Genomic DNA, 20,501 nt, shown 5'->3' with positions numbered 1-20,501 from the left:
GGGATAATGTGATGAGTAAATCTACCAAAGCTTCAGTTAAAAAAATGGCGACGATGATGCTTGCGGCTACATTACTGTTTGGACTCACAGCATGCGGGGGAGCAAATGACAATACTGCGGCCAAGACACCGGGCAGCTTTAACAAGGAAGGCTTACCGATTGTGACAGAGCCGGTGACCCTGAAAGTTCTGACCATGCGCTGGGGCAATATGGGCGATACCTTCACTAACAACCAGTGGCTTAAGGATCTGGAGAAGAACTCGAATGTTAAAATCGAATGGCAAGTGGTATCCTCCAACGACTGGGCTGAGCAGAAATCCATCATGCTGGCCAGTGGTACGCTGCCTGACATTATTATAGGTAACCAAACGTTCACCGATTCGGATATCGTGAATAACCTGAGTTATTTCCGCCCGCTGGATGATTATATCGCCCAGTATATGCCTAACCTTAAAGCGGCTATGGATGAGACACCAGAGCTTAGAAAGATCAGCACTTATCCTGATGGAAAAATATACTCTTTGCCAACCAGGCTGCCGGCCCGGCCGCAGAGCAAGAACCAGCCAGTCATCAACAAGGCATGGCTTGACAAACTGGGACTGAAGGTCCCGGACACGATTGACGATCTCCACAACGTACTGAAAGCTTTCAAGGAGCAAGACCCTAACGGAAACGGCAAGAATGACGAGATTCCTTTTACGGAGAATGGACTGGGGGATTTTCTTACACCTTTTGGCATCACAGATATCAATTTAAACAGCATGATGGTCAGAGACGGCAAGCCGCTCTTCATCCCGGTGTCCGAGGAATATAAAGAAGGCCTCAAATGGGCACATCAATTATACAGCGAGGGCTTAATCGACAAAGAGCTATACACGCAAGACAACAGCATGACATCAGCCAAACAGCAGAATGCGGATGCCGCTATCGTCGGCTTCACGTATCAATGGACGCCGGATGCCGTATTCGGCAAGTGGAAGGATCAATATATTGCAATTCCACCGCTTACCGGTCCAGACGGGAAGAAGTATCAGCCTGGAGATCCGAGTGGTCTGAGCTACAACCGCAACGAGATGCTGATTACGACGTCTTGCAAAAATCCGGAGATCGCCGCTCGTTGGGCGGACCAGTTCTATACGAATGAGGCCAGTATTCAGAATTTCTGGGGCGCAATCGGTACCGTGATCCAAAAGAATGACGATGGCACGTATACCCTGATGGACCCGCCAGCCGGTACCAGCGCGGATGCCTGGTATTGGGAGCAATCGCTGCGTGATTTTGGACCGAAATATGTAAGCCCTTCGTTCGAGAAGGACATCGTATTGAATCCCGAAACCGGGGATGGACTGAAGCAGGAACTCGACAAACTGGGTAACAAATTCGTGACGACGCCGTTCCCGAACGTAATGTACACAGCGGAAGAGTTCAAGGAATTGCCGACACTGACTACGGATATTGATGGCTACGTGGCCACCATGCGCGCCCAGTGGGTCACCAAAGGCGGGATCGACGATACCTGGGATATTTACGTCAAAAAGCTCAATGACATGGGCCTAGCGCAATTGATTAAAATCCGGACAGATGCTTACGAACGCTATATGAGTGTAAAGTAGGAAACTTGTAGGTGACATTGGCATCGAGGAAATAGGAGGATAATTTTTAAAAAAAGGGGGTTCCTTGCCGCAGATGGCAGGGGACCCCCCTTTGAGTTGTTCAGTTTGCTATCTGGCCAACCAGCCGCCATCTACGGCCAAAAGATGGCCGTTCATATAGTCGGAAGCGGCTGAGGCCAGGAAGACAGCCGGACCTTTAATATCGTCCGGTGATCCCCAGCGACCTGCAGGGATGCGCTCCAGAATTGATTCAGCCCGCTTCTCGTCGGCCCGAATTGGCGCGGTATTGTCTGTAGCCATGTAGCCCGGGGCGATGGCGTTGATGTTGATCCCATGAGGTGCCCATTCATTGGCCAAGGCCTTGGTCAATCCGGCGACGCCGTGCTTGCTGGCGGTATAGCCGGGAACGATTATGCCACCTTGGTAGGAGAGCATGGAGCAGATGTTGATGATTTTACCGGACTTGCGTTCTAAGAAGTGGCGTCCGGCAATTTGCGAGAGCAGAAAGACGGTATGCAAGTTAAGGTCGATGACATCGAACCAGTCCTGTTCGCTGTGCTGCTCCGCGGGTGCCCGGCGGATGATTCCGGCATTATTGACGAGAATATCGACATGCCCGGTAAGGGTCAGGGCTTCGTCAAAGACAGCCTGAAGCCCGCTGTGCTGACTGAGGTCTGCTTCGATGCCCAGCGTCTTGACACCAAGGGCTGTGGCAGCTTCCAGTGTATGGTCGCTAGGATTGAAGGAGACCGAGACGATATCCGCGCCTGCTTCGGCTAACCCAAGCGCGATGCCCTGTCCAAGTCCGCGGGCGCCTCCGGTAATGAGAGCCGTTTTGCCGGACAAGCTGAATAAGGAAGACATATGAATTACACTCCTTTTTAAGCCTCTGAAGGTAGTTAATATCTAGGTATTAATTCTGCGATCCGCACTCCAGGGTTACACCGGCGCTCCGGAACTGTTGTGCGGTTTCCGCTGGGAGGCCACTGTCAGTAAGGATGAGATTTACTTCCTCCAGCGAGGCGAACGTACGGAGTGCGGTGTGGCCGAATTTGTGATGGTTCACCACCGCGATTACTTGCCGGGCCGTGGCAACCAAGGCTTGTTTGAATTCGATTAAATCTCCGGTATAGATAGACAGACCGTGTTCGAGATGAACGGCGGTTGCCGAGAGAAAGGCTTTTTGAATATTCAGCTTCTGCACATAGGCGACAGCTTCGGGACCAGCCAACATGTTGCGGACACGGTACCCTCCGGGAACGACGAGACGGATGTGCTCCTTGGGAGCCAGTTCGCCGATGATATGCACATCATTAGTGATGACGGTCAGCGGCCGGTTGTCGAGCCGCCGGGCGATCTCGAGCGTTGAACTGCCCCCGTCCAGCGCGATAATATCATCCTCTTCAATGTGGGCCAGTGCACGCTGCGCGATCTCGCTTTTCTCCTCGGCGTATTTGTCCAGCGGCTCCCGGGACGGCAGAATGCCGAACTGGTCGCTCTGCGCCAGCACGGCACCGCCGTGCACACGGACAATCAGCCCCTGTTCCTCCAGTCGGGTCAGGTCTTCACGTATCGTTTTACCTGTGACCTGGAGCTTGTCACTCAGTTCATTGACCGTTACATCCTTTTGGTTCAGCAGAACCTCCATAATCATCTCATGCCGTCGTATCGGGTTCATCCTTGTGCCTCAGCTTTCCGTAAATGTAGTGATTCTATTGTAATTCTTTTATGGATACGGGGTCCATATCATCATATCTTTTATTATCACCGGCCATGCTCCAGATAAATGTATAATTGCTTGTGGCTACGCCGCTGTGGATCGACCAGCTTGGAGAGATGACCGCTTGCTCGTTGCTCATGACAATATGGCGGGTCTCGTCTGGCTCACCCATAAGGTGAAACACTGCTGCGTCTTCCGGGAGTCCAAAATAGAAGTAGGCCTCCATCCGGCGTGGATGAATATGGGCAGGCATCGTGTTCCACATATTGCCCGGTTTCAGTTCAGTCATGCCCATCACCAGTTGTGCGCTTTGCACACCATCAGCGTGGATGAAGCGGTAAATGGTGCGTTCGTTGGAGTTCTTGATATCTCCCAGAGCGCTGGAATCGGCCTCGGCCAGTGTGGTCTTAGCGGTAGGATAGGATTGATGCGCAGGAGCAGAGTTCAGATAGAACTTGGCTGGCTGAGCGCTATCATTGCTTTTGAAACTAACTTCCTTAGAGCCCTGACCTACGTACAAACATTCCTTCGTGCCCAGTTCATATGAGGTACCATCAACAGTAACTGTCCCTGCGCCACCTACATTAATAACACCAAGCTCACGGCGTTCCAGGAAATACGTGACACCGAGTTCCTTTAGATCTGTTGTCAGTTGCACTTCTTGCGTCACCGGCTGCGCGCCGCCAATGATCATGCGGTCTTCATGGGTCAGCACGAGCTTCAGCTCATCGGGAACGAAGAGGACGGGAATATGAAATTCCTTGCGCAGGCGCTCAGTATCGAATTGTTTGACTTCTTGGGGATGGGATGCGTAGCGTCTTTCCATGGTGTGATCAGTCTCCTTTTTGAATCGGAATTGGTTTCTATATGTTCAAATTACTCCATTTGTGTTCATTTATCAAGTGTAAATACTTTTTAGGTTCATTTGTTTGGAGCTGGATGATGGATAGGAGAAGAACTATTGACAATCTGTCATAGCGCTGTTATTTTTAATGCATTATTAATAAAGTACATTTATAAAGTGTATTTATATATTAATTGGGATAAATCTAATGAACATTCATTGCAAGATTATTTAGGGTTCTTTTGAATGGAGTATGGTCAGTAGTTGTATATGTATGAAGATGAGGGAGGTCCTGGAATATATGCTGTCACACAACTGCGGCGCAAGCGGAGAGGAGCAGTCGGGGTGGACGGAAGAGGATTGGCATTGTTGGGAAGAGCATGGATATTTTCTGCGGCGGCGGGCCGTTCCGAAATTTTATATTCTGCGTCTTCTTTCCTTGATGCCAGCTGAAGCAGACAGACAAAGGGCCTTATGGAATAAGGATTTATCCGTAATACGATCTCATCCATACATGTGGGATATTCTGCTGCGTTATAAGGTATATGAAGCTTTTTCCGGACTATGGAAGCAGCCTGGACTATGGTTGTATCTCGAAGGGCTGAGAATTAGGGGAAACGATGCCCAGACAGCTTCAATGCAGAGTCCAAAGATAGAGGGCTGCATTTCTTTGTTAGCCCAGCAAGTGGAGTTTCATTATGCTGATCACTCTGGCAGAAGGCTTGCAATAGCTGTTGAGGTGGGGGATTTACTGATATATGCCAGTGATAAACTGGTTTTGCTTAGTCAGACTTCGGATTTGCTGCCAGTGACCATGGTTCCAGCGCAAGATAGTGAGGATTGCAGGAGCGACCGGATTCTATTCTGGAATGAGATCCACCAGGCAGGACAACACGGGAGGGTGATTCTGAACGAGCTTGGTGAACGATTGCTGGGACTGTCCGCTTGGTAATCTGAGATGAATAGAGTGTGTCTCTTGAGCTGGAAAGTCCAGATCTAAAATTATGGAGGTAACGAAGATGTGGATACTAACAGGAATAGTGCTGTTGATCGTACTGTGTGGTTCGGTACTGGGGCTGGCGGCGATACCGATCAAGATGCATCAGCGGCAGCAGCCAGCTGCCGTTAAGGGCGGCAATGGAAATCACAAAGCTGATAAGTCTGCTGAGGAGCGCGATCCCTTTCATTCACTATTTGATGTGTATGGGGCTTAACTCACTGGTACTGAAAAATAAGCTTTTCTTTGTCTAAGAGGCACATTTTCCTCGCAGCATTACGGTTTTCGTAATCTTTATTGTATATAGGTGGAGACAATACTTAAAATAAAAGGTATTATCCTAGTAGGCAATAGGGAAATATAGGATGGACTTTCGTCTTGAACTATGGCCTAAACCTAAACTATAAAGAAAACAATGCGGAGGTATGAACGGTGTCAGAGACTGAATTTCGCGTGGAAAAAGACTTTCTGGGCAGTAAACAGGTAGAAAAGCACGCCTATTACGGTATTCAGACGCTACGTGCGGTCGAGAATTTTCCGATTACCGGCTATCGGGTGCATGGTGAATTAATCAAAGCGATGGGGATCGTAAAGAAAGCCGCAGCACTGGCCAATATGGAAGTGGGCAGACTGTACAAAGGACTCGGAGAAGTGATTGTACAAGCCGCAGGAGAGATCATTGATGGCGGGTGGCATGACCAATTTATTGTGGACCCTATTCAGGGTGGTGCCGGCACTTCGCTCAACATGAATGCCAACGAGGTGATCGCTAACCGTGCACTGGAGCTGCTGGGCAAGGAGAAGGGCGATTATCTGCAGCTCAGCCCGAACTCCCATGTCAACATGGCTCAGTCGACGAATGACGCCTTCCCTACGGCGATACATATTGCCACACTGTCACTGCTGGAACAACTGCTGGCCACCATGCGGAGTATGCATGAGGTATTTCTGCAGAAAGCCCAGGAGTTCGATCCGGTGATCAAAATGGGCCGGACACATCTCCAGGATGCTGTACCGATCCGCCTCGGCCAGGAATTCGAAGCCTATAGCAGAGTGCTGGAGCGCGATATCAAGCGCATCGAGCACTCCCGTCATCATTTATATGAAGTGAACATGGGGGCAACAGCGGTCGGCACCGGGCTGAATGCCGATCCTGATTATATCGTGCAGGTGGTCCGTCATTTGACGGAAATCAGCGGGTTCCCGCTTGTGACTGCAGACCATCTGGTGGATGCCACCCAGAATACAGATGCTTACACAGAAGTGTCGGCGACACTGAAGGTCTGCATGATGAACATGTCCAAAATCGCCAATGACCTGCGGCTGATGGCCTCTGGTCCACGTTCCGGATTCAATGAAATCTCGCTTCCGGCCCGTCAGCCAGGCTCCTCGATCATGCCGGGTAAGGTCAATCCGGTTATGGCAGAGGTCATTAATCAGGTAGCCTTCCAGGTTATTGGAAACGATCACACGATTTGTCTTGCTTCTCAAGCGGGCCAACTGGAGCTGAACGTAATGGAGCCAGTGCTGGTCTTCAACCTGATCCAGTCGATCAGCATTATGAACAATTCGTTCCGGGTCTTCACGGACTATTGCTTAGCCGGAATTGAAGCGAACAAGGAGAAGCTGGAACAGGAAGTGGAGCGCAGTGTCGGCATTATTACCGCTGTCAATCCGCACCTGGGTTATGAGGTCGTCTCCCGAATTGCGCGTGAGGCCATTCTGACCGGGGAATCTGTACGAGAGCTGTGTCTTAAGTACAATGTACTGACTGAGGAAGAGTTGAACATGATCCTTGATCCTTATGAAATGACCCATCCGGGAATTGCGGGAGCATCGCTGCTGCATAGAGAGTAGAGTTTGCCCGAAAAGCGAAAGTACGGACAGCAGCGCAGCGGAACATCGAGGCGGCGAACGTTCCTCTTTCGCTTTTCGGCGTTATGAAGAACCGCTAAAGGCCTGATTTCTATTCTAAAAATGAGGTGATGTCATGGATTATCGTATAGAAAAGGATACGCTTGGAGAAGTGCAGGTGCCAGCAGATAAATACTGGGGTGCTCAGACCCAGCGCAGCCTACAGAATTTCAAAATCGGCAGCGAAAAAATGCCCCGCGCTCTGATCTATGGACTGGCGCTGATCAAAAAGGCGGCGGCTCAGGCGAACGCGGAGCTAGGCGTGTTGGATAATGCCAAGATGCAAGCGATTGTACAGGCGGCGGACGAGATTTTGGCCGGGGACTTTGACGAACATTTTCCACTTGCAGTGTGGCAGACGGGCAGTGGTACTCAGACCAATATGAACGTTAATGAGGTCATTGCCCGCCGGGGGAATGAAATTCTAAAGTCCAGCGGCGCTTCGGCCGTGATTCATCCCAATGATGATGTGAACAAAAGTCAAAGTTCCAATGATACTTTTCCTACAGCAATGCACATTGCCGCATATCTTGCCGTAGAGCGGCAGGTGCTTCCTGCGATCCGGCAGCTGGCGGCTACGTTAACCGGAAAAGCAGAATCGTTCAAAGACCTTATCAAGATCGGTCGTACCCATCTGCAGGATGCGACCCCGATCACCCTTGGTCAGGAAATCAGCGCCTGGGCGGCTATGCTCGAGAAGTGCGAGCAGTTCATTGAAGTCAGCTCGAAGTCGCTGCTGGAGCTGGCGATCGGCGGAACCGCGGTGGGCACAGGCATCAATGCCCATCAGGAGTTTGGTGACAGGGCGGCGGCAGGGATTGCCGCAGAGCTGTCCGGTGAATTTACTTCCGCCGCCAACAAGTTCCATGCACTGACGAGCCACGATCAACTCGTGCATGTGCATGGCGCATTGAAGGCGCTGTCTGGCGATCTTATGAAGATCGCCAACGATGTCCGCTGGCTGGCGAGCGGCCCGCGCAGCGGCATTGGCGAGATCAGCATCCCGGAGAATGAGCCGGGCAGCTCCATTATGCCAGGTAAGGTCAATCCGACACAGAGCGAAGCGCTGACGATGGTAGTGTGTCAGGTGTTCGGCAACGATGTGACCATTGGGATGGCAGCCAGTCAGGGGAATTTCCAGCTGAATGTGTTCAAGCCGGTTATCATTCACAGCTTCCTGCAATCGTGTCAGCTTCTCGCCGACACAATGATTTCGTTTGACGAGCATTGTGCGCAAGGGATCGAACCCAATGTGAACACGATTGAACGGAACCTGCATCATTCCCTGATGCTGGTGACTGCACTGAATCCGTATATCGGTTATGAGAATGCAGCCAAGATTGCCAAACTTGCCCACAAAGAAGGCCTTACCCTTAAGGAAGCCGCCTTGCGCTTAAATCTGCTGACCGAAGAGCAATTTGATAGCATGGTCAAGCCGGAGGATATGATTTAATAAAGCTTGCTCTATCAGATCTGTTTAAGAAAATTAAAATTACGGTGAAAAGTGAGGGTGTTTTTCCCTAGCTTTTTCTTAAACTTTGAATCCATTGTTCTACATAAGTCTGACTGAGCAGTTTTCGAGATCGCAGCCATGGATTCGTTAGGACGGAAAATCCGTCTCATCCCGATCGATCCTGATCATCTACCGACCGATTTGCTTTGATGTGACGCTGAATATTAGGCATAATGTTCATAGGTGAAAAAACATCAATAGGCAAGGAGACGAACATCATGCAGCGAATCAGCAGGCAAAAGCGGATAGAAGGAACCAGGGTGCCCGGTATCATTAATAACAATCAGTATTTTTATATTAATGTGGATGTCTACGAGGACGGTATGGTCAACTGCTGGGAACTAGTAGATTTGACAGGGGCAAAGGAAAAGCTGGAAGCGGGTTGGCTTGTTACGAGAGTCCCGGAGGGCGAAAGTCTGTCAATCCATGGATTGGGTGCATACAAGATTGCGTCTGCTGAGTGGGCTTTTGATGAGACCTCTTACTTAAGATATCTGCAAGACACCGTCCGTACACTTAATCCTGAACTTGAGAATCTCTATACGATTTCAGTGCGTGACAAGCAGCATGGGCGCCGTGTGATCCATTCACCCAATGCTAGCGAATTCTACGTGCAAACCGAACAATTTTATCAGACAGCTGCAGGTGACGGCTTCACGATGTTTCTGAAGCATGAGGGCCAGAATTATATCGCCAATATTGTCGTCTATGAAGACGGTCTTGTATCCTGTTACACGCCGGCATTTGAATGGAAGATGACTTTGGACGAGGTCGGGGACTTGTTTCGGAATGGCACGTTGTTCACCAGCTTCACAGAGTCTACTACGGTTAGATTTGATAATTTGGGGATCATTACATTTGATGAAGTCTTGTATAGTGCTGAACCGGAGGAGAAGTACAAGGAGCTGGCCAATGCATATCAGAAGCTCAGCGGCAGCGAGACCTCTTTGGAGAAGTGCCGACAGGCGTATTACAGCTACTTGGAGTATCCCGCTGACCATGCCAGGGCCGGTGTTGAGGTATGATCTTAAATCCAATCGCGGGTTTGAATAAAATATAATGCTATTCAACCGAAAGCACGTCCCACTTGGGCCGTGCTTTTTTTGCGATATCGTAATACTTTTACCCTGTTCAGGAATACGAATTTCAGTGAAAATTAACATCAAGAGAAGCGAATTTGCAAGTAAGGAGAAGATGGTAATGGCGATCCTCCAGTTGAGGTCCACAAACCCGCAGTTTTCATTTTTAATCAAAAAGAATCCCGGTTCCGGTATGATGCTTCGTCCTATTCGTAAAGGCATAGCCTATGGATGGTATACCGATGCTCAGACGTATAATGTGTATTTTAAGGATGCGGATAATGAAATTTCTTACAAGCAGCATGAGCAGGAGAACTTCGAGTATTTGAATGTGTCGCGGTACAATACACCGTTGTTTCCACTGAATGCAATGAACGAATTTTTCTCAGCGCCGCTAAGGGTACAGGATGAGCGGGATGTTAAAGGGTATGAGCAGACCTTGTTCATAGGCATGATTCATATTGAACTGGTGAGGTACATTCATTTTTTTGAAAAGCACTTGCCGGACTTCACGTTCGAAATGAGTCATCTGGCGCATAAAAGTTATTCCTTAACGGTGAAGACGAGCAAAAGCCTCTACCAGCTCCTGCATGTTGCGGGTGTACTGTGTTTGTTCCTCTCGGCCTTCGGCAATGAGTACATCGATATTTCAGAAAGTATCCTTGATAAATATATCAAGAGCGTAAACGTCATGGATGCGCCATTTTATATCCGTAGCCTGTTCGTACGCAATTTTTTATCGTCGAAGGACCGGTTCCACAAATACAAGGGTGAGCTGGAAACAACAGATCGTTATGATATCCAGTTTGCCTATGGAGGAACGGCACTACAGCGCAGACTACATATCGGCAATGTCTTAGCCTTCGATAAGTCGATTGTAGATATTGGCTGCGGAGAAGGGTTCTATGCTATTCCTTTTGCAGGAAAGCTGGAGGCTAGCTATTATGCGATTGATATTGACGAAGAGCGCCTAGAGACGGTAAGACGCAAAGCAACGGCCAAGACGATCGACAATATTGTTCTTGCAAGCTCCATCGATCAGTTCCTGGAAAGCTATAACGGGGAGCAGGTGGACGTGATTTTAACGGAAGTGATTGAACATATGAGTCTGGATGAGGCTGCTAAGTTAATCCGGCAAATCTGCACGTCTATTGATTTTGACCAACTCATTATTACGACCCCTAATGCGGACTTTAACCGCTATTATGAACTGAAAGATTTCCGCCATGAGGACCATAAGTGGGAACTTGGGGAAGAGGATTTTCAGCAATGGATGATTGATGTGATTCAAGATGCTGATGTGCATGCCGAGTTCGTAGCCATAGGTGATTGTGTAAATGAAACCCGAACCACACAAGGCGTTATTCTTAAGCAAAAGGGGACCTAATCGATGCTTATTCAGACAAAGGTTCATACGATCTTTATGTTAATCGGTTCTACAGAATGCGGTAAAACGACATTTGCCAAGGAAGTACTGATTCCCGGGCTGCAGTTTGAAGATCACAATCGTGCCGTGCGGGCCAATGTCCAGTACCTATCCTCTGACCAGATCCGTCAGGATATCCTCGGCTATGATTATGATAAGTACGATCAGTTTATGTTGGAGTCCAGTGAGCAAGCTTTTAAGCTGTTGTTCGAACGACTGAAATTGGTAACGTCCTTTCCGATCAATGCCGAGTTTGTGGTGGTTGATACTACAGGTTTGTCAGAGGATTTTCGAACGAAGGTCAAGGGGATTGCCCAAGAGAACAACTACAATCTAGAAGTCATCGTCTTCGATTATCGGAAACGCGACGACTATTATGCATCAGAACGTTCCAAGAAGCTGATTACGAGCCATATTAACCGGCTGAAAACAGAAGTACTGGGTTCATTGGCGCGAGAAAGCTATACGAAGGTTCATCGAGTGCGGGCTAAGGATTTTTATGTACCTGTAGAAGGAATAGTCAATTCGGAATACAGTATCGTCATAGAGGATTTACAAGCGTATCTATCCAGTGTATTGCCGCAAGACCAGCAGTATATCATCGTTGGCGATGTTCACGAATGCGTGGACGACCTGCAGGGACTGCTACTGGATTACGGATACAAGATGGAAGATGGTAAGTGGATTCCCGGAGAGAAACTGAAGCGAACCAAGGTGATTCTGGCCGGGGACTGGATTGATAAAGGAAAACGGACGAGGGAGATCATTCAATTTCTGTACGATAACCGGGAGCACCTGGTTCTTGTTCTGGGGAACCATGAGAACTTCGTAGATAAGTATTTGCGTGGTGAAGTGAAAGGTGTGGATCAAGAGCTGCTTCATTCGTACTTTGACTCTACCCAGACGCTTCTGCAAGATCCGGAATTGCTTGAGAAATTTCAGTGTCTGGTTGCCGTGTCGAAGCCGTTTTACCGATATGTAGGTGTTAATGGACCCTCTTATTATGTTACCCATGCGCCTTGTCGGAACAAGTATATAGGCAAGCTGGATACAAATTCGGTTCGCCATCAGCGGAATTTCCGGTTGGACCGGGAAGGGCTGGTGGAGGAGCAGCTTTCTTTTTTACGGGAGGAAGCGGTTAAAAATCACCCGTATCATATCTTCGGGCATATTGCGGCCAAGCAAGCTTTTCGAATCTATAATAAAATTCATATCGATACCGGCAGCGTCTATGGCAACCAGCTCACAGCGGTCACCATAGGGTACAAACCGTTTGTACGGTCACATCGGTCGAGCAGGGCGGTCATTCCGGAAGAACTGCCAATGCTGTTCCAGGAACCTAGAAAGGTCTCACTTCAGGATCTGGAGGAAGAAGAGGCACGCCGTCTCCGTTACGCTACCCGCCATAAAGTGAACTTTATCTCGGGTACAATGTCCCCGTCAGATAAAGATGAGGAGACACAAGAACTGGAATCGTTAAAGCAGGGCTTGGCGTATTTCCAGAAGCGTGGTGTTCAGCAGGTGATACTGCAGCCGAAATATATGGGCTCAAGATGCAACATTTATCTGCACAAGGAGCGGGACCAGTGCTTTGCTATTAGCCGTAACGGCTACAGGATTAAAGGAGCAGATTTATCGGAGATTTATACCGGGCTGTACGAGAAGTTTAGCAGCTTCATGGAGAAAGAGAAGATAGCGATGCTGATTCTGGATGGGGAGCTTCTGCCATGGAAGGCGCTCGGAGAAGGGCTGATCGAACGTCAGTTTAAGCCGATCGAGGCGGCGCTTGGAACAGAGTTGACCTTTTTGCAGGAAAATAGTTTTGAAGAGGCGTATCACGGGCTTGTTGCTGCTTATGAAGCAAGTGGCTTTGAGCAGGATCAGAATCGTACTGCCAAATCTGCTTTGAGTGAGAAATATGGGGCAAGTGTGTATCAGACCTACAAGTATATTCACGATATAAAGGCGAGTTATGTGCCGTTAGCCGATCATCAGGATGCATATGATGTCTACAAGCGGCAGCTGGAGTTATACGCTGGGGACGAAGTCATGGAGTATAAGCCTTTTACTATCTTGAAAATCGTCTGCGAAGATGGACGCGAGCAGCAGCCGGATTGGAAGACATCCGAGATGTACAGCTTTCTGTCGGATGACGAAGCGATTGTATTAGATCTTGCAGAACCGGATAGCTGGAAAAGAGCAGAGCAATATTTCTCCAAGCTTACGTTTGAGAGAGGAATGGAGGGCATTGTAATCAAGCCGGAGACATGGGATGAAAGTACGGTGCCTTATATGAAGGTACGTAACCCGGAGTACTTGTCCATCATCTACGGCTATGACTATAAGTTCCGGCATAAGTACCGGAAGCTCTTGAAGCAGAAGAATATTGCCCGGAAGCTGCGTACTTCCTATAATGAGTATAAACTGGGAAGAGATCTGCTGGCGATCCCGTTTGATGAGATCAACTCTGAACATGAAGGATACAAAGAGATCGCTGCAAATTTGCTGTTTGAAGTGGCTAAGGAGCGGGAGATTGACCCGCGGTTGTAAGGATTGTAGAGCGTCCATCCGTATTAACGGATAGGACGCTTTTTTTGCGATGGAATCATAAAAGAATATGAGATTGATCCCTTGAATGGAATCATTGACAACTAATAAACATTAAATTAATATCTAATTAGACAATTGACTAATTTTATGGATGTTCAAATACGATCTCAAGAAAGGTGCATATCAGATGAGCGATCAAGATCAAGCATTGAAAGCATCTGTTATCCGCAACTTCTCCACAGCCGATGGACGGTTGCAGAGCATTCCAGTACAGCGCAAAAAGAAGCTTATTATCTTGGAGTACCTGATTTCCAAGCTGGAGCCGGGACGTCCATATCCCGAGAAGGAATTGAATATGTTTATCAAAGGTTTTCATGAGGATTTTGCCACGATCCGCAGGGAATTTATTGTGCATGGATTCATGACCCGGGAGAATGAGGTATATAGGTTGGCCCCGCAGGAAAACTGGGCGACATAGGGTGGATTAGCCGCAGGCTACTAAGTAGCGCGAGGTTAATAGGGAACTTCATGAGTGTAGAAAAGAGGGGCGGGGTGCCTCTCTTTTTTCATATCATTGAATCCGTCTTCATCCAGCGCACCCACGTCGTGCTGAATCGAGGCTAATGCTATCAGTTCCAAGTTGATCCACAGCGTTGACCCCCGATTCCGGGAGAAGTTCCCCGATCGCTGCGACGAAAGCTTGAGTTTCACTATCTTGCTATTGTATTCCAAAATGCGTACAGGCAGGCCTGGATAGGGGTATACTATCCATAGAGGTGAGCGGAATGAAGAGTGGAATCGATAGCAGAATCGAACGCGAAATGGAAAGCAAAGACGAGAGTCGAACAGAGCACCGGACAGAGCATAACATGGAGAAACTGGCTGTGAGTCGAACGGAGCGCCAGAATGAGCGCAACACGGAGAGCCAAATCGAGCTCCAGACCGAGCGCAAAATAGATGAGAAATTGACGGAAGAGAAATGGCAAGCCATTCTGTCTAATAACGCCGCGTGCGATGGCACCTTTTTCTATGCTGTGCGGACTACGGGTATCTTTTGTCGACCATCCTGCAAATCCAAGGCCCCGAAGCGCGAGAATGTCGCTGTCTTCTCGGTAGCTGAGCAAGCGCTGGCAGCTGGATTCCGCCCCTGCAAACGTTGCAAGCCCACCGGGGAGCGATTACCGGATGCAGAGTGGGTTGAAGTTATGACCCGATACATGGATAATCACCTATCTGAGCCTGTAACGCTTGGGCATCTGGCCGAGGTATGCCATGGGAGTCCCTATCATCTGCACCGGACGTTTAAGAAGATCACGGGTATCACTCCGGTGGATTATCTCCAGCAGCAGAGGGTGGCTAAGGCCAGACAATATCTGCTTCAATCGGAGCAAGGGGTGGCCGAGATTGGCCAAAGTGTTGGTCTACCCAATACCTCTTATTTTATTACCCTGTTCAAGAAAAAAACGGGCTACACGCCCTCTCAATTCCGCCAGATTTACCAGGCAACGACGCAAGCTGCGGAAGATAATATATCAGCCAAGGAGGCATCCATATATGAGTAAAGAGACTAGTCCAGTTATCTATTGGACGTTGCTGGATTATAAAGAATGGCATTTTTACATCGCTGCTACAGAGAAGGGGCTCTGTTATATCGGCTCGCAGGGGAAGCCATTTAGTGAGACGAGCACGTGGGCTGAACGCCGCTTTCCAGGCAGTTCGCTTGTAGAAGATGAGGCTCGGCTACAGCCATGTCTAGCTGAACTGAAAGAATACCTGGACGGAGAACGTCAGGATCTAATCTCTCCAGCCGATTTGATTGGCACCCCCTTTCAGCTTGAAGTATGGCGCGCGCTTCGCGAAATTCCATATGGCAGTACATGGTCTTATTCGGATATTGCAGAACGTATCGGCCGTCCGTCCGCAGTGCGGGCAGTGGGGACCGCGATTGGGGCCAATCCGGTCTTAATTACCGTTCCGTGCCACCGGGTGATCGGCAAAAATGGAAGTCTAACCGGCTTCCGGGGCGGGCTGGAGATGAAGAAACGGTTGCTGGAACTGGAGCAGGGCACTGCTATTGCTGGAGAACAGCGCCTGCAATTTTAAGCAGGGAGTTTGGTGAAGGGGAATTCTTTTTATAAATGTCGGGTAGGGACATGTTATAATGAGAAGGAGCATTCATACTTCGTTTTATCTTAAATTGTAATGGCTTATTGGAGGTACAGTGTGGCAAAAGCAAAGGTAGCAAAACGGCCGACGAGAGACGAGTTCGTGCTCGAAGAACTTGGCAATCAGCTGGCAGAAGCCAAGATGGAAGAATCTGAAATTCTTTTGACCGTATGGGGGCAGGAAGAGCAGGTACGTGGTGTTATTGTTGACATGGACCCTCGAACCGGTAAAGTGCATCTCAGCTATCATGAGACTCTTATAAAAGTGCCTTTTATGGATATTATGCAAGTCAATTATCCCAGGGACTAATACTCATGACTCGAACCCCAATTCTGCGATTGGGGTTCTTTACTGCCAAGCGATCTTTGCCCCGTAAGGAAAAATCACATATATCTATATACTGCGAGGTGAACAGGATGGCTATGGAGCTTTTGTACAAACAGCCGAAGACACTGCTGAATAAAGGAACGGGATTTCTGTCGGGCTACAGCCACTCCCTGAACCCATATACGGGTTGTGCTTTTGCCTGCTCTTACTGTTATGTGCGCCAAATGCCGGTCTCGATCTTCCGTAAGGAAGAGTGGGGCACCTGGGTGGATATTAAGCAGGGGGCGGCGGAGCTTTTACGCAAGGAACTGCTCCGGGCAAAGGCGAAGGGACCGGTCACTATATTCATGTCCTCCAGTACAGATCCCTACCAGCCGGTTGAATATAAAGAACAGGTCACCCGTTCGCTGCTGGAGGTCATGGTGCAGGAACAGCCGGACTTTCTGCTAGTGCAGACACGGAGCCCGCTGGTGCGGCGGGATATAGATTTGCTGCGGGAGCTCGGAAACCGTGTGCGGGTCAGCCTGACCGTGGAGAGTGATCTGGACGAGATCCGCAAGCGTTTTTCCCCTGATGCTCCGCCTATCGCTGCCCGTCTCAAGACATTGGAGCTGCTTAAGGAGGCAGGCATTCCCGCTCAGGCTGCGATTGCACCGGTGTTGCCAAGCAGCCCGGAATTCCCGAAAAAGCTGAAAGAAGTGGTGGACCGGGTGTGTGTGGACGATTATTTCATGGGTGATGGTAGTGGAGGCAAACGTACGCGGAAGCTGGGAATATCTTCGTTATATGAAGAACAGGAGCTGGAAGAATGGTATAACCCATCTGCATGGCGTATCGTATATGACCGGATGAAGACGGTTTTTTCGGAAGAGCAGGTATTGCTCAGCCAGCAAGGTTTTGAGCCTTGATGACTATCCTTGACTGGATGTAATATGAAAGGGAATTGAATGAAAGGTTGATGATGATGCAAGCGGGTAAAACCAATGCAATGCGAATTCTGGATGCGAAGAAGATTCCATACGGCATCTTTTCTTACGATCATGAGGATGGGCAAATCCATGGGACTGCGGTCGCCGATAAAATAGGCCAGCCTGCAGAGCAGGTCTTTAAGACGCTCGTTTCGCACAGCGGCCCTAATATATACGTGTTCGTGATTCCCGTTGGCGAAGAGCTGGATTTGAAGAAGGCCGCCAAAGCTGCCGGGGAGAAAAAGATTGAAATGCTGCCAATGAAGGATTTGCTGAAGTGGACAGGCTATATCCGCGGGGGCTGTTCCCCGGTAGGCATGAAGAAGCTATACCCGACCTATATTGATCAAAGCGCAGAGCCCCTTGAGATGATGGCTGTCAGTGCAGGGAGAGTCGGCACACAGATGGGGCTTGCCCCGCAGCAGCTAGCGGATACTGTATCCGCAGTTTTTACGGAGCTGATTAAACAGCATTGATGTACATTAAGCGGAAGCCTGAAAGAGTCAAGTGGGGTTCCGCTTTATTTTATTATTGTTTAGCACGGAAAAGAGTTTGCGGTCTTCTCCCCCTGATTGCGGGTATTTGCGGAGATGGGTCGACAATAATAATATATCATGATATATTATTATGTATAAAATGAAATAATGAACGTCAGGAGAACGATAGCCATGAGTGAGACGACTTCTTCCAAGCCGATGTATGAGAAAATATTTGACGAAGTGAAGCAGGATATTGTTACCCAAGCTTACAAGCTAGGTGAGCGTGTTCCTTCCGAAAAGGAACTGGCTGAAGCTTATAATGTAAGCCGCATTACCAGTAAAAAAGCGCTGGAGCTGCTGGCAGCCGAGCGATTGATTGTACGTAAGCCGGGAAGGGGCTCTTTTGTAGCTGATCCCGTGCATGACTATGTAGAAGAGGAAGCGTCTTCAGCCGGACATCCCGATGAACCCGCTATCAAATTTGCACATCAAGAAGAGAAGACCATTGGCTTGATTATTACCGATTTTGGTAACAGCTATGGTACAGGGCTGATTTATGGTATGGAGCAGGCTTCACGAGACAAAGATTGTTTTCTGGTACTGAGAAGAACCTTCGGCATCCCTGAGAATGAGGAGCTGTCGATTCAGAAGCTGTTGGGCCTCGGGGTAGACGGGCTAATTGTGTTCCCCGCCCAGGGTGAGTATTTCAATGCGGAAATTCTGAAACTGGTGATTGACCGCTTTCCGCTGGTCCTTGTCGACCGGCATTTGAAAGGCGTGGCAGCGGCTTCGGTCAGTTCTGATAACCTGAAGGCTGCGCTTCAAGGCACAGAGTATCTATTTGATCTTGGACATACGCATATTTCCTTTCTGTCGCCGCCGCCGGTGGATACGACCGCAGTGGAGGACCGGATTGAAGGGTTCATCCAGGCTCATGCCCAGCGGGGGATCATGGTTGACAAAGGGCTATGGGTCAGTGATCTGACCTCAACGCTGCCCAATTCTTTTAATGATGAGAACATTGAGCGCGACATATCACGCCTGGTCTCCCATTTGCAGAACCATCCTTCCATTACTGCCTTGTTCGCCATCGAATACAACATTGCTCTGCTGGCCAAAACAGCGGTGGAACGGCTTGGTCTGCGTATCCCTGAAGATATTTCGATCATTTGCTTTGACAGTCCGCCGACACATTTGGGCGGGGGATATTCCTTCACCCACATGCAGCAGAATGAAGAAGAGATGGGACGGATTGCAGTAGAGAATGTGCTCAGTATCATGAACGGACACACCGTTCCGAATAAAATCATGCTGGAAGCCCGGTTGATCACCGGTGAATCCACCGGTCCTGCCCGAGATCCAGGCACCGTCTAGCGGTATTGGTGTCAACGAAATATATCCGTCGAGAATCGTCATTCCCTTAGAAACCTGTCAGCTTGTGATGGGTTTTTTGGGGTTCTTTGTGCATTTATTTGCTCTTAGTATCGATATAACAATATATCATTATCGAAAATAAAACATATTGACATATGGATGGTATACCAATATACTAATTTGTGAAAGCGCTTTAGATTAAAGTGAAGATGGGGAGGTTATGAAGCTGAGCTCAAACAATCAAATTCCGCAGGCCATAGAAGAACTTATAGCCGCAATACATGAGAAGCTAGGGGATCGCCCCAGACTGGCAGGGATGTTTGAGAAGTGTTTGTTGAACACATGGAATACGACGATTAAGCGTAAGCCCGATGGTACCACCTTTGTCATTACTGGAGATATTCCAGCCATGTGGCTGCGGGACTCGGCAGCGCAAGTTAGGCCGTATCTGATTCTTGCTTCCAAGGATGAGACAATCGCAGATATGATCCAAGGGCTGGTCGACCGGCAATTTGCCTATATCCAGCTTGATCCTTATGCCAATGCTTTTAATGAAACTGCTGCTGGCCAGGGCCATCAGGACGATCTGACAAAAATGAATCCCTGGATATGGGAACGGAAATACGAGATTGACTCCTTATGTTACCCCATTCAGCTAAGTTATCTGTTATGGAAAAATACAGGGCGGACCTCCCAGTTCAACCCGAATTTTGTAACAGGGGTCAGAAGGATACTGGAATTGTGGAGCAGGGAACAAAATCATGAAAGCGATTCGGCTTATCGGTTTCAGCGCTTGAATTGCCCACCGACGGACACACTGATCCGTGACGGCCGGGGAAGCCTCACCGCATATACAGGAATGACCTGGTCAGGCTTTCGCCCCAGTGATGATGCCTGTGAATACGGTTATCTGGTACCAGCCAATATGTTCGCAGTTGTAGCGCTGCGGTATGTGGAGGAAATTGCCCATGAGGTGCTGGGGGATATTGAAATGGAGACAGCCGCTTCCAGGCTCAGGGCGCAGATAGATGAGGGCATCCGCGAATATGGAATCGTGCAGCATCCGGAGTTCGGCGATGTGTATGTCTATGAGGCAGATGGTTTAGGGAATGTGAATCTTATGGATGATGCTAACGTGCCCAGCTTGCTGTCCATTCCTTATCTGGGCTATGCAGAAGCAGATGATCCCGTCTATCTCAACACCCGCAGGCTGATCCTAAGCAAGGAGAATCCTTATTATTATGAAGGCAGCGCTGCAGCCGGTATTGGTAGCCCACACACGCCTGAACGATATATCTGGCATATTGCGCTGGCGATTCAGGGGATGACGGCGACAAGCCGGGAAGAACAGAAAGGACTGCTCGATTTACTGGAGCGTACTGATGTCGGAACGGGTTTCATGCATGAAGGTTTTCATGTGGATGATCCCGGGCAGTTTACGAGACCCTGGTTCTCTTGGGCCAACATGATGTTCTGTGAGTTTTTGTTAATGACCTGTGACATATCCGTTAAGCGAAGCTGAGGAGGCAGG

The 20,501-nt window shown here is 48.9% G+C and carries 18 protein-coding genes and 1 pseudogene; 16 read left to right on the top strand and 3 right to left on the bottom strand.

The genetic code is table 11. The features are described 5' to 3' along the window. The first annotated feature begins 11 nt into the window (after nt 1–11). Entirely contained in the window at nt 12–1,613 is a 1,602-nt protein-coding gene (locus ACFRAM_RS01980) for an extracellular solute-binding protein (RefSeq protein ID WP_379464323.1), read from the top strand. Between the two features lie 108 nt (nt 1,614–1,721). Here ACFRAM_RS01980 and kduD read toward each other — a convergent pair whose 3' ends face one another. The 3 genes from kduD to kduI are packed head-to-tail and all read right to left on the bottom strand — an operon-like array spanning nt 1,722 to nt 4,159. Then, entirely contained in the window at nt 1,722–2,477 is a 756-nt protein-coding gene (gene kduD / locus ACFRAM_RS01975; RefSeq protein WP_379464322.1) for a 2-dehydro-3-deoxy-D-gluconate 5-dehydrogenase KduD, read from the bottom strand. Nucleotides 2,478–2,526: 49 nt separating this feature from the next. Beyond that, nucleotides 2,527–3,291, bottom strand: coding sequence for a DeoR/GlpR family DNA-binding transcription regulator (locus ACFRAM_RS01970; protein WP_379464321.1), 765 nt, complete (start codon nt 3,289–3,291; stop codon nt 2,527–2,529). Between the two features lie 34 nt (nt 3,292–3,325). Next, complete coding sequence (gene kduI / locus ACFRAM_RS01965) at nt 3,326–4,159, bottom strand: 5-dehydro-4-deoxy-D-glucuronate isomerase (protein WP_379464320.1); 834 nt, start codon at nt 4,157–4,159, stop codon at nt 3,326–3,328. Nucleotides 4,160–4,478: 319 nt separating this feature from the next. Between kduI and ACFRAM_RS01960 the strand changes: the two genes are divergently transcribed. The 15 genes and pseudogenes from ACFRAM_RS01960 (at nt 4,479) to ACFRAM_RS01890 (ending at nt 20,492) form a co-directional block, all read left to right on the top strand. Then, nucleotides 4,479–5,129, top strand: coding sequence for a hypothetical protein (locus ACFRAM_RS01960; protein WP_379464319.1), 651 nt, complete (start codon nt 4,479–4,481; stop codon nt 5,127–5,129). Between the two features lie 67 nt (nt 5,130–5,196). Beyond that, entirely contained in the window at nt 5,197–5,391 is a 195-nt protein-coding gene (locus ACFRAM_RS01955) for a hypothetical protein (RefSeq protein WP_379464318.1), read from the top strand. 215 nt (nt 5,392–5,606) lie between these two features. Beyond that, nucleotides 5,607–7,031: an aspartate ammonia-lyase gene (aspA, locus tag ACFRAM_RS01950; RefSeq protein ID WP_379464317.1), complete on the top strand. Its 1,425-nt coding sequence runs from the start codon at nt 5,607–5,609 to the stop codon at nt 7,029–7,031. A 133-nt stretch (nt 7,032–7,164) separates the two neighbouring features. Then, nucleotides 7,165–8,541: a class II fumarate hydratase gene (gene fumC / locus ACFRAM_RS01945; RefSeq protein ID WP_379464316.1), complete on the top strand. Its 1,377-nt coding sequence runs from the start codon at nt 7,165–7,167 to the stop codon at nt 8,539–8,541. A gap of 278 nt (nt 8,542–8,819) precedes the next feature. Beyond that, nucleotides 8,820–9,626 (top strand): DUF7638 domain-containing protein, encoded by an 807-nt coding sequence (locus tag ACFRAM_RS01940; protein WP_379464315.1) that lies wholly within the window; start codon nt 8,820–8,822, stop codon nt 9,624–9,626. Nucleotides 9,627–9,801: 175 nt separating this feature from the next. After that, nucleotides 9,802–11,067 carry a class I SAM-dependent methyltransferase gene (locus ACFRAM_RS01935; protein ID WP_379464737.1) on the top strand — a complete coding sequence of 422 codons (1,266 nt, stop codon included), beginning with the start codon at nt 9,802–9,804 and terminating at the stop codon, nt 11,065–11,067. A 3-nt stretch (nt 11,068–11,070) separates the two neighbouring features. Next, nucleotides 11,071–13,656, top strand: coding sequence for a metallophosphoesterase (locus ACFRAM_RS01930; RefSeq protein WP_379464314.1), 2,586 nt, complete (start codon nt 11,071–11,073; stop codon nt 13,654–13,656). Nucleotides 13,657–13,864: 208 nt separating this feature from the next. Continuing rightward, a pseudogene (locus ACFRAM_RS01925) lies at nt 13,865–14,134 on the top strand (DUF2087 domain-containing protein); the annotation flags it as partial. A 307-nt stretch (nt 14,135–14,441) separates the two neighbouring features. After that, entirely contained in the window at nt 14,442–15,218 is a 777-nt protein-coding gene (locus ACFRAM_RS01920) for a bifunctional transcriptional activator/DNA repair enzyme AdaA (protein WP_379464313.1), read from the top strand. Next, nucleotides 15,211–15,759: a methylated-DNA--[protein]-cysteine S-methyltransferase gene (locus ACFRAM_RS01915; RefSeq protein ID WP_379464312.1), complete on the top strand. Its 549-nt coding sequence runs from the start codon at nt 15,211–15,213 to the stop codon at nt 15,757–15,759. Before ACFRAM_RS01920 ends, ACFRAM_RS01915 begins: the two co-directional genes overlap by 8 nt. 120 nt (nt 15,760–15,879) lie before the next feature. Then, nucleotides 15,880–16,131 carry a YolD-like family protein gene (locus tag ACFRAM_RS01910; protein WP_175371861.1) on the top strand — a complete coding sequence of 84 codons (252 nt, stop codon included), beginning with the start codon at nt 15,880–15,882 and terminating at the stop codon, nt 16,129–16,131. A 107-nt stretch (nt 16,132–16,238) separates the two neighbouring features. Beyond that, on the top strand, nt 16,239–17,057 hold the full coding sequence (locus ACFRAM_RS01905) for an SPL family radical SAM protein (RefSeq protein ID WP_379464311.1): 819 nt from the start codon (nt 16,239–16,241) through the stop codon (nt 17,055–17,057). A gap of 56 nt (nt 17,058–17,113) precedes the next feature. After that, nucleotides 17,114–17,593 carry a Cys-tRNA(Pro) deacylase gene (gene ybaK / locus ACFRAM_RS01900; protein WP_379464736.1) on the top strand — a complete coding sequence of 160 codons (480 nt, stop codon included), beginning with the start codon at nt 17,114–17,116 and terminating at the stop codon, nt 17,591–17,593. Between the two features lie 192 nt (nt 17,594–17,785). Continuing rightward, nucleotides 17,786–18,970: a substrate-binding domain-containing protein gene (locus ACFRAM_RS01895; RefSeq protein WP_379464310.1), complete on the top strand. Its 1,185-nt coding sequence runs from the start codon at nt 17,786–17,788 to the stop codon at nt 18,968–18,970. A 220-nt stretch (nt 18,971–19,190) separates the two neighbouring features. Continuing rightward, nucleotides 19,191–20,492 (top strand): glycoside hydrolase family 125 protein, encoded by a 1,302-nt coding sequence (locus tag ACFRAM_RS01890; protein WP_379464309.1) that lies wholly within the window; start codon nt 19,191–19,193, stop codon nt 20,490–20,492. Nucleotides 20,493–20,501: the final 9 nt, after the last annotated feature.

This window comes from Paenibacillus sp. NPDC056722 (assembly GCF_042790635.1).
Classification (GTDB): Bacteria; Bacillota; Bacilli; order Paenibacillales; family Paenibacillaceae; genus Paenibacillus_AQ; species Paenibacillus_AQ agri.
Note: the sequence above shows the minus strand (reverse complement) of the source record. Positions and strands in the feature narration are given on the sequence as shown.